The following is a 13,752-nucleotide window of genomic DNA, read 5'->3' on the forward strand; positions in this document are numbered from 1 at the left end:
CCCTGTGGACAACCCTTGTGGACAACTCCGCGCACGCCAAGAAGGCCCTGGTGGCCAACCTCACCAGGACCTTCTTTTCACTGCTGGGGAACGCTCAGTACGCGCTTTCGTTCGCGGTGACCCCGTCCGCGAAACCGCGGCAGTAGTCCCAGCTCACGTAGTCGGTCGGGTTCGGGTCGAAGGCCGGCTCGTGCGGGCGCATCCGGCCGTCGGACAGGAGCTGCTCCAGACTCGCGCGCAGCAGCGTCCAGTCGTGGTAGTGGGGTTCGTCGCACTCACCGCAGTCGACCACGATGCCGCGAACCCCGCGAGGCTCCAGCAGGGCCTGGTACACGGCGAGGTCGGACAGGTCGGCCAGCAGCTCGGTGCGCTCGTCCGCGCTGATCGGCTCTTCGAGGTGGTCGTCGGGGTCGGGGATGGCCCGGGCCGGATCGTCCGGGTCGTCCGCGAACGGATCGGGGGGCAACACATCGTGCGGCACGGCCTGCACGCTACCCGCCGGGCCACCCGCCCGGGCCAGGGCCCCGGCCCGGATATCATGAGGGGAAGGCCCGACCACCCTCGGCCCACGCCAGGCACCGCTGCCCGCGACTCCAGCCCACTCCCGCCAGGAAGGCCCTTCGCCCCTCATGACCAGCGAAAGCATCACCCCCGCAGTGCCCAGCAAGTTCGCGATGCTCGGCTTGACCTTCGACGACGTGCTGCTGCTGCCCGCGGAATCGGACGTGGTGCCCAGCGCGGTGGACACGAGCACACAGCTCACCCGCAATATCAAGCTCAACGTTCCGCTGGTCTCCGCCGCGATGGACACGGTCACCGAGGCGCGGATGGCGATCGCCATGGCCCGCCAGGGCGGCATCGGCGTGCTGCAGCGCAACCTGCCGATCGAGGAACAGGCGGCGGCGGTCGAGGTCGTGAAGCGGTCCGAGGCGGGCATGGTCACCGACCCGGTCACCTGCTCCCCGGACGACACGCTCGCCGAAGTCGACGCGCTGTGCGCGCGGTTCCGGATCTCCGGCGTCCCGGTCACCGACGCCTCGGGCGCGCTCGTGGGCATCATCACCAACCGCGACATGCGGTTCGAGGTCGACCACACGCGCCTGGTGAGCGAGGTCATGACCCGGACGCCGCTGGTGACCGCGCAGGTCGGCGTCACCGCGGAGGCCGCGCTGGGGCTGTTGCGCAGGCACAAGATCGAGAAGCTGCCGATCGTCGACGGGGCGGGCAAGCTGCGCGGACTGATCACGGTCAAGGACTTCGTGAAGACCGACCAGTACCCGAAGGCCTCGAAGGACCCGGACGGCCGCCTCATCGTCGGCGCCGCGGTCGGCGTGGGTGCCGATGGCCATAAGCGCGCGATGGCGCTGGCCGAGGCGGGCGTGGACGTGTTGATGGTGGACACCGCGCACGGCCACTCGCGGGCGGTCATCGACGCGGTGCGGCTGCTGAAGAAGGAACTCGGCGAGACCGTGGACATCGTCGGCGGGAACGTCGCCACCCGGGCCGGAGCCCAGGCGCTGGTCGACGCCGGTGCGGACGGGGTGAAGGTCGGCGTCGGACCGGGCTCGATCTGCACCACGCGCGTCGTTGCGGGGGTCGGGGTGCCGCAGATCTCCGCGATCTACGAGGCGGACCTGGCCTGTCGTCCGGCGGGCATCCCGGTGATCGGCGACGGCGGCATCCAGTACTCCGGCGACATCGCGAAGGCCATCGCGGCGGGTGCGTCCACCGTCATGCTGGGCAGCCTGCTCGCGGGCACCGCGGAGTCGCCGGGCGACCTGATCCTGGTCAACGGCAAGCAGTTCAAGGTCTACCGCGGCATGGGCTCGCTGGGCGCGATGCAGTCGCGCGGCGAGGCGAAGTCGTACTCCAAGGACCGCTACGCGCAAGACGACGTGCTCTCCGACGACAAGCTGGTGCCGGAGGGCATCGAAGGCCGCATCCCGTTCCGCGGGCCGCTGTCGAACGTGGTCCACCAGTTGATCGGCGGGCTGCGTTCGGGCATGGGCTTCACCGGGGCGCGCACGATCGCGGAACTGCAGGAGCGGCAGCTGGTCCGGATCACCGCGGCCGGGCTGAAGGAAAGCCACCCGCACGACATCACCATGACGGTCGAGGCACCGAACTACACGACCCGCTGATCGACCCGGTTCGCCCGCTCCGTCTTGCCGCCACCCTGGATCTCCAATCGACGGCGAGGGGAGCGGGCGAATGCGCTTCCCGGACAGCTTCGCTCAGGAATCCGTGCTGCGGACCGATTCCACCGCGCGCGTCTCGTTCTGAGCGCGGTTCCACCCGAGCAGCAGCAACGGCGTCGCCAGCATCAACGCGCCCGCCAGCCCGAGCGCGCCGCGCGTGCCCAGCCACGCCGCCACCAAGCCCCACAACAGCGTCAGCCCGGCGGTGCTGGCGCTGCCGCTGATCCGCCATGCGGACAGCATCCGGCTCACGTAGCCGTCTTCGGTTTCCTCGAGCCGGTACGTCGCGAGGACTGTGTTGTACGCCGCCGCGCAGACGATCAGGCCGAACTCCACCGCCATCACCCAGAACAGCCCGCCGATGCCGGGCGGCACGAACGCCAGGAGCACGACCCAGCAGGTCCGGATCGTGGCGAGGATCGGCAGCAACCGCACCCGGCCGTAACGCGGCACCAGCCGGCGCGCGAGCCGGGAACCGACCAGGCCGCCGAGACACGGGACGCCGAACGCGAGCCCGTACTGCCAGGTCGGCAGACCGAGTTCGCCGAGCAGCAGCACCGCGAGCACCGGTGCGGTGGCCATGATCAGGCCGTTGACCAGGCAGGAGTTGAGGAACAGCATCCGCAGCCGGGCGTGCCGGAAGAGGTAGCGCCAGCCTTCGACCAGGTCGGCGGCGCGGAAGGCGGCGGGGCGGGCTGGTTGCGGCTCGCGGGTGCGGATCGTCGAGAGGGAGAGGGCCGACAGCAGGTAGCTGACGGCGTCCAGGAGCACCGTGGCCAGCGGGCCGAAGAACCCGATCGCCGCGCCACCCGCTGGCGGGCCGAGCGCGGTCGCGGTCCAGAGCGTGGTCTCGAACCGGCCGTTGGCGATGAGCAGGTCTGGACCAGTCGCGAGTGATTTCAGATACGCGCCGCTCGCCGAGGTGAACGCGATGTTCGCCGCGGCCACGACCACCGACACCGCCACGAGCTGGGCAAACGTCAGCAGGTCGAGCAGGTACGCGGGCAGCAGCGTGAGCAGCGCGGCGAAGCGGATGAGGTCCATGGCGACCAGCACCGGTCGTTTTCGCCGGAATTCGACCCACGGGCCGAGCGGGAGGGCGGCCAGCGAGCCCGCCGCCAGCCCGGCTCCACCCAGCAACGACACCTGCGCGGCACTGCTGCGCAGCACTCGCACCGCGACGATCGAGAAGGCATCGAGGGCGAAGTAAGTGCCCGCGATGCTGACCGCATAGGCCAGCCACAGCCGGTGAAAGTCCTTGCCCAGCGCCAAATCCGTCCCCCTCGTTCAGCCGGGCAGCCAACCATCCGCCCGCGCCGGTGGCAAACAACCGCGCGCACAACCGGTGGTTGTCGCCACCGCAACGGTCCCCCGCGCGCAGGTCACCCGCGCCGACTCGCGACAATGGACCGCGAAGGCGGCAGGCGCGAGAAGGGACATCACGTGCGGGATCTGGTCGAGATCGGCATGGGCCGCACCGCGCGGCGGGCGTATGACCTCGATGACGTGGAGATCGTGCCGTCGCGGCGGACGCGGTCGTCGTCGGTGGTGTCCACTGCCTGGCAGATCGACGCGTACCGGTTCGACTTGCCGCTGGTCACCCACCCGACGGACGCGATCGTGTCGCCGGGCACCGCGGTGGCGATCGGCGAGCTGGGCGGCCTCGGCGTGCTCAACGCCGAAGGGCTGTGGGCCCGGCACTCGAACGTCGAGGAGGCGATCTTCCGCCTCGTCCGCGCGGCCGAGGACAGCGACGACCCGACCGCGGTCGTGCGCGAGCTGCAGGAACTGCACTCCGCGCCGGTCCGGCTCGACCTGCTGACCGAGGCGATCAAGACGGTCCGCGAATCCGGCGTGACGGTGGCCGCGCGGGTGAGCCCGCAGCACGCCGCCGAGCTGACGCCGGACCTGATCGCCGCGGGCGTCGAGATCCTGGTCGTGCAGGGCACGATCATCTCCGCCGAGCACGTGCAGCGCGACGCGGAACCGCTCAACCTCAAGGAGTTCATCGGCCGCCTCGACGTGCCGGTGATCGCGGGCGGTGTGAGCGACTACCGCACGGCCATGCACCTGATGCGCACCGGCGCGGCGGGCGTCATCGTCGGCCACGGCTACACCGAGGGCGTCACCAGCACCGACCGCGTGCTCGGCATCGGCACCCCGATGGCGACGGCGATCGTGGACGCGGCCGCCGCCCGCCGCGACTACCTCGACGAGACCGGCGGCCGCTACGTGCACGTCCTCGCCGACGGCGGCATCACGACCTCGGGCGACATCGCGAAGGCGATCGCCTGCGGCGCGGACGCGGTCATGCTCGGCGCCCCGCTGGCGACCGCGTCGGACGCCCCGGGCCAGGGCCTGTACTGGACCGCCGCGGCGGCCCACCCGTCGCTGCCGCGCTCCCGCGTGGTGGCCGGCCCGGACTCGGACTACGCGGTGGACCTGAAGACGCTGCTGTTCGGCCCGTCCTCGGACGCGGAGGGCGTGGTGAACCTGTTCGGCGCGCTGCGCCGCGCGATGGCGAAGACCGGGTACTCGGACCTGAAGGAGTTCCAGCGCGTCGGGCTGACCGTGCGCGGCTGAAGCCCCAGTTGTCCGTGAAGGACTCCTTGAGGGAATTTGATTCCCTCAAGGAGCCCTTCACGGACTTTGCCCAGGTGGTGTAACTCGTCAGTAACTTACCTCTGGTCTGGCGGGCGCCGGAGGGTTACCCTCTTATCTGTGACTGCCAGTAACACCACCACCGCGCGGCAAGAACCCGACTACGACGTCCTCGTGGTCGGTTCCGGGTTCGGCGGCAGCGTCGCGGCGTTGCGGCTGACCGAGAAGGGCTACCGCGTCGCGGTGGTCGAGGCGGGCCGGAGGTTCGCCGACGACGAGTTCGCCAAGACGTCCTGGGATCTCAAGCGCTACCTGTGGGCGCCGCAGCTCGGCTGTTACGGCATCCAGCGCATCCACATGCTCAACGACGTGATGGTGCTGGCCGGCGCGGGCGTCGGCGGCGGTTCGCTGGTCTACGCGAACACGCTGTACCGGCCGCTCAAGCCGTTCTACCAGGACCGGCAGTGGGCGCACATCACCGACTGGGAAAGCGAACTCGCGCCGCATTACGACCAGGCCAGCCGCATGCTCGGCGTCGTCACGAACCCGACGATCACGCCGTCCGACGTGGTGATGCGGGACGTCGCGAAGAAGATGGGCGTCGAGGATTCGTTCCATCCGACGCCGGTCGGGGTGTATTTCGGCAAACCGGGCGAGACGGTGAAGGACCCGTATTTCGGCGGGGCCGGACCGGATCGGGTCGGATGCACCGAATGCGGTTCGTGCATGACCGGTTGCCGCGTCGGCGCGAAGAACACGCTGGTGAAGAACTACCTGTACCTCGCGGAAAAGGACGGCGCGCAGGTCATTCCGCTGACCACGGTCACGTCGGTGCGCCCGCACGGCGGCGGTTACGAGATCACTCTGCAAAAGACCGGCACCCGTTCACGGCAGTTCCGGACGACGGTCACCGCGTCGCAGGTGGTGTTCGCCGCGGGCACCTGGGGAACGCAGAACCTGTTGCACCGCATGAAGGACACGGCCGCGCTGCCGAAGTTGTCGCAGCGGCTCGGGGAATTGACGCGGACGAATTCCGAAGCCATTATCGGCGCGGCCCGGACCGCGGTGGACCCCCAGCAGGACTTCAGCCGCGGGGTCGCGATCACCTCGTCGATTCATCCGGACGAGAACACGCACATCGAACCGGTGCGTTACGGCAAGGGCAGCAATGCGATGAGCCTGCTGCAAACCGTGGCCACCGACGGGTCTTCGAAAGTTCCGCGCTGGCGGCAGGCGCTCGCTTTCCTGGTCAAACACCCGGTGCAGTCGGCGAAACTGCTGAACGCGTACCGGTGGAGCGAGCGCACGGTCATTCTGCTGGTGATGCAGAGCCTCGACAATTCCATCACCACCTACACGCGGCGCGGCCTGTTCGGACGGCGGAAGTACACGTCGAAACAGGGCCACGGCGAGCCGAACCCGAGCTTCATCCCGGCCGGGCACGAGGCGAACGTCCTTACCGCGGAACGGATCGGCGGCATGCCGGGCGGCACCTGGGGCGAGGTCTTCGACATCCCGCTCACCGCGCACTTCATCGGCGGCGTGCCGATCGGCGACAGCGCCGACACCGGCGTGATCGACCCCTACCACCGGGTTTACGGCTATCCCGGACTGTCCGTTGTGGACGGTTCGGCGATCACCGCGAACCTCGGGGTGAACCCGTCGCTCACCATCGCCGCGCAGGCCGAGCGCGCGTTCTCGTTCTGGCCCAACAAGGGCGAGACCGACCAGCGGCCGGACCAGAGCGCCGGATATGCCCGGATGGAGCCGGTCGCGCCGAAAAACCCGGCGGTTCCGGCGAACGCGCCCGCCGCACTGCGTCGCTGACCTAAGATCGTCCGGTGACTACCGCGGCGCTGGACCGGATCCGGGAACTGCACGACGAGTGGGTGCGAATCGCCGAGGCCATGCCGGCCTCGGCGTTCGGGGAGCCGAGCGCGCTGCCCGGCTGGACGCGCGCGCATCTGCTCACCCATCTCGCGCGCAACGCCGACGCCCTCGGCAACCTGCTGACCTGGGCCGAAACTGGGGTCGAACGGCCGATGTACGGCCCCGGCAACGCCCGCGACGACGAGATCGAGGCCGGTGCCGGCCGTGCTCCGGCGGAGATCGTGGCCGACCTGGCGGCGTCCGGGAAGCGGCTGACCGACCACGCCGCACGGCTGTCGGACGAGGCCTGGGCAGCACCCATCCGGCACCGGCACGGCGGTGAGCTGACCGGCGCGGACGTGCTCACGCTGCGGCTGTCCGAGACCACGATCCACCTCGTCGACCTCGACGCCGGCCACGATTTCGACAGCGCCACCGCGTTGCTCGGAGACCATCTCGACGCGGTGGTCGCGACGCTGATCCGGATGTGCCCGCGTCCGCTGCCCTCGTTCCTTCTCACCGATGGCGTCCGCACCTGGAAACTCGGCGAGGGCGGCGACCTCGTCACCGGTACGCCGGGCACGGTCCTGGCCTGGCTGACCGGCCGCGGCGACGCGTCGGCGCTTTCCGGGCCGGTGCCGGACATGGCCCCGCTGCTCTGATTCAGCTGGCTTTCCGTGCGCGCAGACCAGGCGCGCACCCCCCTTTCGGGGCATTGCCGACCGTGCTTTTCGCAACCGACCCGTGGTCTGAGGCGTCTGAATGAACATGACAGTCGGGAGAAGGACGTTCTTGCGCGCCGCCGGGTTGACGGCGGTCGGCGCGGTGGCCGCGGCCTGCACGGCGAAACCGGGACCGACGGTGCCGCAGACCAGCCCGACGACGAGAGCGTCCGTACCGCCGAGCACCAGCGCGAAGCCGTCCGGGCCGCCGGACTGGAACGCGTTGCGCGGCAAGCTCTCCGGCGACCTCGTGCTGCCCGGGGACGGCGGTTTCGCCACCGCGAAGCGGGCTTTCAATCCGCTTTTCGACGGACGTAACCCCGCGGCGGTAGCGAAATGCGTGAAGCCGGAGGACGTGCAGGCCTGCGTCGAAGCGGCCGGCGGCCGGGTCCCGCTCGCCGCGCGCAGCGGCGGGCACAGCTATGCCGGGTATTCCGCGCCGGACGGCGGGCTGGTCATCGACGTCGGCGGCATGGCCGGCGTGGACGTCCAGGGCGACCAGGTGGTGATCGGCGCGGGTGCGAAACTCGGCGACGTCTATGCGGAACTGGCGAAAGCGGGTCGCTGCCTGCCCGCGGGTTCGTGCCCGACTGTCGGCATCGCCGGGCTCGCGCTCGGCGGCGGAATCGGCGTACTGACCCGCAAATACGGCCTGACCTGCGATCGGCTGCAGTCCGCGCAGATCGTCACGCCGGACGGCAAACTGCGCACGGTGAGCGCGCAAGCGGACGACGACCTGTTCTGGGCGCTGCGCGGCGGCGGGGGCGGAAACTTCGGCGTGGTCACATCGTTTACCTTCACGACGGTGGAAGCGCCGACCGTCACGGTGTTCTCGCTGAAATTCCCGTCCGGTTCGGCGGGCGACGTGGTCGACGCGTGGCAGCGCTGGCTGCCGAGCGCTCCACCCGAATTGTGGTCGAACTGCGTGGTTTCCGGCGGTCCGAACGGGTCCTGCCGGGTCGGCGGCGCGTACGTAGGCAATTCAGCGGGTTTGACGTCGGCGCTCAGCGGATTTTCGGTGACGCCGTCCAGCCGCACGATGAAAACCCTCGGCTACGGCGCGGCGATGAACTACTTCTCCGGCAGTTCCGAGCGGCAGACATTCGTGGCGTCGTCGCGCATCATCACCGACCCGGTCGACGGCGGGAAGATCGCCGATCTCGCTTCCGGGCACAAGGGAATGGACCTGCTGATCGACGGCCTCGGCGGCGCGGTGGGCCAAATCGCGCCTACTGCGACGGCATTCCCGCACCGGAAAGCACTGGCGAGCATTCAGGTTTACGCCCCGGCCACGGCGAGCAGCCAGGACAGTGCGCGCAAGTCAGTGTCCACTGTGGTCGCCGGGCTGGCGGACGCGGGCGCACGCGGCGGCTACGTGAACTACATCGACCCGGACCTGCCGGATTGGAAGTCGGCCTACTACGGCGATAATGCCGCTCGACTGGACCAGGTGGCGAAGAAATACGACCCCAATGGGGTTTTCAAGTTCGCTCAATCGGCCTGAGGTGGGGGCCAGACGTAACGCACGTCTGGCTCGCCCTCTTCATTTCGCTGCCCGTCGGTGTATTCGACCGCGGCGAAACCGTGGCGGCGGTAAAACCGTTGCGCTGGCTCGTTGATCTGGAACGTCCAGAGAGTCAACCCGTCGGGGCGCAACTGTTTGGCCAAGTCGACCAGTCGGTCGCCGATTCCGTGCCCGCGCCGCGGAGGGTCGAGATAAAGCTGCGACAGCTCCGCACCCTCGAGCACGAGCAGACCGACCACGGTGGACTCGACGACCGCGACCCAGGTTTCCTGTTGCGGCACGACGATATTCGCGAACCACCAGCGCACCGCCTCGTCGTCATGGGCGCGGCGGACTGTCGGCAGCGCGGCGGAGAACGACCGGAGCCACACGTCGGCGAGGTCGCGTGCGTCAGCGGCCGTTGCCCGGCGCAGGTCCACTGTGGTCAGAGGTCGACTCCGGTGAAGACCGTGACCCGTTCCTCGGTCAGGTCGTTCATCGCCGACAGCACGCCTTCCCGGCCGACGCCGGAACCCTTCACGCCGCCATAGGGCATTTGGTCCGCGCGGTACGACGGCACGTCGCCGATGATCACGCCGCCGACTTCCAATTCCGCCGACGCGTGGAACGCCAGCTGCACGTCACTGGTGAACACCCCGGCCTGCAGCCCATAAGCGGACGCGTTCACCGAAGCGAAAGCCTCGTCCACGCCGTCCACAATGGACACTGCCAGCACCGGTCCGAAGATTTCCTCCGACCAGGCCTTGGCCTCCGCGGGCACGTCGGTCAGCAGGGTCGGCGCAACCGTGGCGCCCGAACGGGTTCCGCCGGTCAGCACCCGCGCGCCACCGGCCACCGCTTCGTCGACCCACGCGATGATCCGTTCCGCGGCTGCCTCGTCGACGACCGGGCCTACGTCGGTGTTGCGGTCATACGGGTCGCCGGTCTGCTGCGCCTCTACGGCCTCGGTCAGCGCGGGCACGAACTCCTCCGCGATCGCCGCGTCCACGATCACCCGCTGCACCGCGATGCACGACTGGCCCGCCTGGTAGTTCCCGAACGTCGCGATCCGCTGCGCGGCGCCCTCGACGTCCGGCCAGTCCCGCAGCACGACCGCCGCGGCGTTGCCGCCCAGTTCGAGCACGACGTGCTTGCGCGCCGCCGCGTCCGCGATCGACCAGCCGACCGGGCCTGAACCGGTGAACGACACGACCGGCAGCCGCGGGTCGGCAACGAGTGCCTGAGTCTCTTCGTTTCCCAGCGGCAGCACGGAAAACGCGCCCTCCGGCAGGTCGGTCTCGGCGAGCAGTTCGCCGAGCACCAGCGAAGACAACGGGGTGCGCGGCGCGGGCTTGACGATGATCGGTGCCCCGACCGCCAGCGCGGGCGCGACCTTGTGCGCCACCAGGTTCAGCGGGAAGTTGAACGGCGCGATCCCGAGCACCGGTCCGCGCGGCACCCGGCGGGTCAGCGCGAGCCGGGCGTCGCCGGACGGGTCGGCGTCGAGGCGCTGCACGTCGCCGCTGAACCGGCGCGCCTCCTCGGCCGCGATCCGGAACACCGACACCGCGCGCTTCACCTCGGCCTCGGCCCACTTCAGCGGTTTGCCGTTCTCGGCCGTGATCACCTCGGCGAGTTCCTCGGCCCGCAGCGCGATCCCGCGCGAAACGTGCTCCAGCGCGGCCGCGCGCTGATGCGCGGGGGTGCGCCGGAACTCCTTCGCGACCGCGGCCGCCGCGGCCACCGCCCGTTCCACCTGGTCAGCGCCGGGCACCGCGACCGTCGCCACTTCGCTGCCGTCGAACGGGTGGTGCACCACGAGGGTGCTCGCGCCCTGCTCAGCCTGCCCGGCGATCCACGCGGCCCGCGGCTGTGGGGTGATCGTGTCCATGGGCTCAAGGTATTAGGGAGCGCCAGGCCCGGCACGCCGGACTCGGTCCTTCGATTGTGGCGTCTGTCCCGGTGCCGGGATGACATTTGTCGGGGGTCTCCGGCATTCGTCCGGCATATCTTCAGCGCATGACCAATTCGGTGGCCTCTCGCTGGTCCGAAAGCCCGCTGCGGATCTTCTTCGCGCGCGTCGGAACACCGCGCCGTCCGGTGCTGACCGGCGCGGTGTTCCTCGTGACCGCGGTCGCGCTCGTCGCCCAGCTCGCGGACCCGTCGCTCTTCGACCGCTTCAAGCGCGACGCCACCACGATCGACGCAGGGGAGTGGTGGCGGCTGCTGACCGGCATGTTCTTCCAGGACGGCAAGCTGCTCGGCGGCCTCTTCAACCTGGTCGCTCTGGCCGTGGTTGGCACGTTCGCGGAATGGTGCCTCGGCCGCGTCTCCTGGTTCGTCCTGTACTTCGGTTGCGGACTGTTCGGCCAGTTCCTCAGCTACGTCTGGCTGAACCCGGTGGGGGCCGGCAACTCGATGTGCGTCGCCGGGCTGCTCGGCGCGCTCGCGGTCGTGGTGTGGCGGGCGCGCGCCGCCGAGCCGCCTCAGGGGTTGTACCTCGCCGCGCTGCTGATCGTGCCGCTGGCTGTGCTCGACACGGTGCTGCACGACAACCACGGCATGCCCGCGCTGCTCGGCATCGCGCTGGGGCTGTTGGTCACCGGTTCCGGTAAAGGTCGCGCAGCAGCAGGACCTCCGCGCAGTGATGGATCATCTCTCGGTTGATGTGCAGGACGAGCGCGGCCATCGTCAGCTCCGCGTACGGCCCTTCAGCCGGACCGCACGGCCGAGCCAACGCTTCGGCGTCGAGGCTGCGTACGCCGGCGATCCAGGTCGCGTACCCGTCGTCGAGCTGCTTCAGCGCTTCGTCGGCTGAGCCCGCGTACGGGAAGTCCTGATAGGTCATCGGCGGCCCGCCGAAGTGCGACGCGGAGCGCATGCCCAGCACGCCCACGATGACGTGGGCCAGCCGCCACGCGATGGTGGTCACCGGCGGCGGGGTCGGCTCCGGGAACGAGAAATCGACCGTGAAGTCGCCGGTGCCGGGATCGTTTTCGCTCGTGCGGGGACGCACCGTCCAGCAGTCCGCGACCGGCTGCCACAGGTACTCGTCGTCGGTGAGCCCCTCCAGCTTCGGGCGCACGTGGTGCTGCCAGTGCCAGTCGAGCTGCTCGGTCAGTTCGTTGGTCCAGTCATTGGTCATGCGGGAACCGTAAGCAGGTTCGCGGACAGCTGCTGTCCTCATTCCGGGGGCATTGCCGACGTGACGGGGCCCACCTGGGACGATGGTGGCAAAAGCGCTGATACCTGGAGGTCTTGGGTGGCCACTCCCACCGGTCCGGTACTCGTCATGGACTTCGGGGCGCAGTACGCGCAGCTGATCGCCCGTCGCGTGCGCGAGGCGCAGATTTTCTCCGAGGTCGTGCCGTCGAGCTCGACCGCCGAGGAACTGCTGGCCAAGAACCCGTCCGCGATCATCCTGTCCGGCGGCCCGTCGAGCGTGTACGCCGAGGGCGCCCCCGCGATGGACCCGAAGCTGGTCGAAGCCGGCGTGCCGATCCTCGGCATCTGCTACGGCCACCAGCTGCTCGCCCGCGCGCTCGGCGGTGTCGTCGAGCCGACCGGCGTGCGCGAGTTCGGCCGCACCGACGTGCGGATCGTCGGCGAGGGCGGCGTCCTGCACACCGGGCTGCCCGGCCACCAGACGGCGTGGATGAGCCACAACGACAGCGTCACCAAGGCTCCCGAGGGCTCGGTCGTCACGGCCAGCTCCGACGGCGCCGAGGTCGCCGGGTTCGAGGACGTCGAGCGGCGCTTCGCGGGCGTGCAGTACCACCCGGAGGTGGCGCATTCGCCGCACGGCCAGGAGGTGCTGCGCCGGTTCCTGTACGAGATCGCCGGCGTCCGGCCCGGCTGGACCACTTCGTCCATTGTGGACGAACAGGTCGCCGCGGTCGCCGCGCAGATCGGCGACGGACGCGCGATCTGCGGCCTGTCCGGCGGCGTCGACTCCGCGGTCGCGGCCGCGCTCGTGCAGCGCGCCATCGGCGACCGGCTGACCTGCGTGTTCGTCGACCACGGCCTGCTGCGCGCGGGCGAGCGCACCCAGGTGGAGCGCGATTTCGTGGCCGCGACGGGCGTCAACCTGGTCACCGTCGACGCGCGCGAGCGGTTCCTGAACGCGCTGGCCGGCGTCACCGACCCGGAGCAGAAGCGCAAGATCATCGGCCGCGAGTTCATCCGCGTGTTCGAGCAGGCCGAACGCGACCTCAAGGCACAGGGCGACTACCGCTTCCTCGTGCAGGGCACGCTGTACCCGGACGTCGTCGAATCCGGCGGCGGCGAGGGCACCGCGAACATCAAGAGCCACCACAACGTCGGAGGCCTGCCCGACGACCTGCAGTTCGAGCTGGTCGAACCGCTGCGGCTGCTGTTCAAGGACGAGGTCCGCCGGGTCGGGCTCGAACTGGGCCTGCCGGAGACGATCGTGCAGCGCCAGCCGTTCCCCGGGCCGGGCCTCGGCATCCGGATCATCGGCGAGGTGACCGCGGACCGGCTGGAGACCCTGCGCGAGGCCGACGCGATCGCCCGCGAGGAGCTGACGGCGGCCGGGCTGGACCAGGAGATCTGGCAGTGCCCGGTGGTGCTGCTCGCGGACGTCCGCAGCGTCGGCGTCCAGGGCGACGGCCGGACCTACGGCCACCCGATCGTGCTGCGCCCGGTGTCGTCGGAGGACGCGATGACCGCCGACTGGACGCGGCTGCCGTACGAGGTGCTGGAGCGGATCTCGACCCGGATCACGAACGAGGTGTCCGAGGTCAACCGCGTGGTGCTGGACGTGACGAGCAAGCCGCCGGGCACCATCGAATGGGAATGACATGAAAAAGCGGGGCCCGGACTTGCCGGGCCCCGCTTT

Annotated in this window: 12 protein-coding genes; 7 read left to right on the forward strand and 5 right to left on the reverse strand. The window is 69.9% G+C overall.

Going from position 1 to position 13,752, the window contains the following annotated elements:
- Positions 1-94 precede the first annotated feature (94 nt).
- Positions 95-490 (reverse strand): DUF5319 domain-containing protein, encoded by a 396-nt coding sequence (locus CU254_RS02425; protein WP_009072430.1) that lies wholly within the window; start codon positions 488-490, stop codon positions 95-97.
- Between the two features lie 139 nt (positions 491-629).
- On the opposite strand from CU254_RS02425, the gene guaB reads away from it, so the two are divergent.
- The gene (gene guaB, locus CU254_RS02430) at positions 630-2,141 is read left to right on the forward strand and encodes an IMP dehydrogenase (protein WP_009072432.1); all 1,512 of its coding nucleotides are present in this window, start codon (positions 630-632) and stop codon (positions 2,139-2,141) included.
- Between the two features lie 93 nt (positions 2,142-2,234).
- Here guaB and CU254_RS02435 read toward each other — a convergent pair whose 3' ends face one another.
- Complete coding sequence (locus CU254_RS02435) at positions 2,235-3,470, reverse strand: MFS transporter (RefSeq protein ID WP_009072436.1); 1,236 nt, start codon at positions 3,468-3,470, stop codon at positions 2,235-2,237.
- Positions 3,471-3,641: 171 nt separating this feature from the next.
- Between CU254_RS02435 and CU254_RS02440 the strand changes: the two genes are divergently transcribed.
- The 4 genes from CU254_RS02440 to CU254_RS02455 all read left to right on the forward strand — a co-directional run bounded on the left by CU254_RS02440 (position 3,642) and on the right by CU254_RS02455 (position 8,894).
- Positions 3,642-4,781: a GuaB3 family IMP dehydrogenase-related protein gene (locus CU254_RS02440; RefSeq protein WP_037712300.1), complete on the forward strand. Its 1,140-nt coding sequence runs from the start codon at positions 3,642-3,644 to the stop codon at positions 4,779-4,781.
- Positions 4,782-4,919: 138 nt separating this feature from the next.
- Positions 4,920-6,626: a GMC oxidoreductase gene (locus tag CU254_RS02445; protein ID WP_009072439.1), complete on the forward strand. Its 1,707-nt coding sequence runs from the start codon at positions 4,920-4,922 to the stop codon at positions 6,624-6,626.
- 14 nt (positions 6,627-6,640) lie between these two features.
- Complete coding sequence (locus tag CU254_RS02450) at positions 6,641-7,330, forward strand: maleylpyruvate isomerase family mycothiol-dependent enzyme (RefSeq protein ID WP_009072440.1); 690 nt, start codon at positions 6,641-6,643, stop codon at positions 7,328-7,330.
- Positions 7,331-7,430: 100 nt separating this feature from the next.
- A complete protein-coding gene (locus CU254_RS02455) occupies positions 7,431-8,894 on the forward strand; it encodes an FAD-binding oxidoreductase (RefSeq protein WP_009072441.1) in 1,464 nt (487 codons plus the stop codon).
- On the opposite strand, the gene CU254_RS02460 is transcribed toward CU254_RS02455, so the two are convergent.
- A complete protein-coding gene (locus tag CU254_RS02460; protein ID WP_234392797.1) occupies positions 8,882-9,334 on the reverse strand; it encodes a GNAT family N-acetyltransferase in 453 nt (150 codons plus the stop codon). The two genes, CU254_RS02455 and CU254_RS02460, sit on opposite strands and share 13 nt — an antisense overlap.
- A gap of 5 nt (positions 9,335-9,339) precedes the next feature.
- Positions 9,340-10,785, reverse strand: a complete 1,446-nt coding sequence (locus CU254_RS02465) for an aldehyde dehydrogenase family protein (RefSeq protein ID WP_009072445.1) — start codon at positions 10,783-10,785, stop codon at positions 9,340-9,342.
- A gap of 128 nt (positions 10,786-10,913) precedes the next feature.
- On the opposite strand from CU254_RS02465, the gene CU254_RS02470 reads away from it, so the two are divergent.
- Positions 10,914-11,561: a rhomboid family intramembrane serine protease gene (locus CU254_RS02470; RefSeq protein ID WP_009072447.1), complete on the forward strand. Its 648-nt coding sequence runs from the start codon at positions 10,914-10,916 to the stop codon at positions 11,559-11,561.
- Here CU254_RS02470 and CU254_RS02475 read toward each other — a convergent pair.
- Positions 11,494-12,039 carry a DinB family protein gene (locus tag CU254_RS02475; protein WP_009072448.1) on the reverse strand — a complete coding sequence of 182 codons (546 nt, stop codon included), beginning with the start codon at positions 12,037-12,039 and terminating at the stop codon, positions 11,494-11,496. The two genes, CU254_RS02470 and CU254_RS02475, sit on opposite strands and share 68 nt — an antisense overlap.
- Positions 12,040-12,156: 117 nt before the next feature.
- Between CU254_RS02475 and guaA the strand changes: the two genes are divergently transcribed.
- Positions 12,157-13,713, forward strand: a complete 1,557-nt coding sequence (gene guaA, locus CU254_RS02480) for a glutamine-hydrolyzing GMP synthase (protein WP_009072449.1) — start codon at positions 12,157-12,159, stop codon at positions 13,711-13,713.
- Positions 13,714-13,752 lie beyond the last annotated feature (39 nt).

Origin of the sequence: Amycolatopsis sp. AA4, assembly GCF_002796545.1 — a bacterium.
In the GTDB taxonomy this organism is placed as follows: Bacteria; Actinomycetota; Actinomycetes; order Mycobacteriales; family Pseudonocardiaceae; genus Amycolatopsis.

Bases quoted from the DNA above. Each gene is read 5' to 3' on its own strand.
- CU254_RS02455 (WP_009072441.1), top strand. From the start codon at position 7,431: ATGAACATGACAGTCGGGAGAAGGACGTTCTTGCGCGCCGCCGGGTTG.
- CU254_RS02470 (WP_009072447.1), top strand. From the start codon at position 10,914: ATGACCAATTCGGTGGCCTCTCGCTGGTCCGAAAGCCCGCTGCGGATC.
- CU254_RS02475 (WP_009072448.1), bottom strand. From the start codon at position 12,039: ATGACCAATGACTGGACCAACGAACTGACCGAGCAGCTCGACTGGCAC.
- CU254_RS02465 (WP_009072445.1), bottom strand. From the start codon at position 10,785: ATGGACACGATCACCCCACAGCCGCGGGCCGCGTGGATCGCCGGGCAG.
- guaB (WP_009072432.1), top strand. From the start codon at position 630: ATGACCAGCGAAAGCATCACCCCCGCAGTGCCCAGCAAGTTCGCGATG.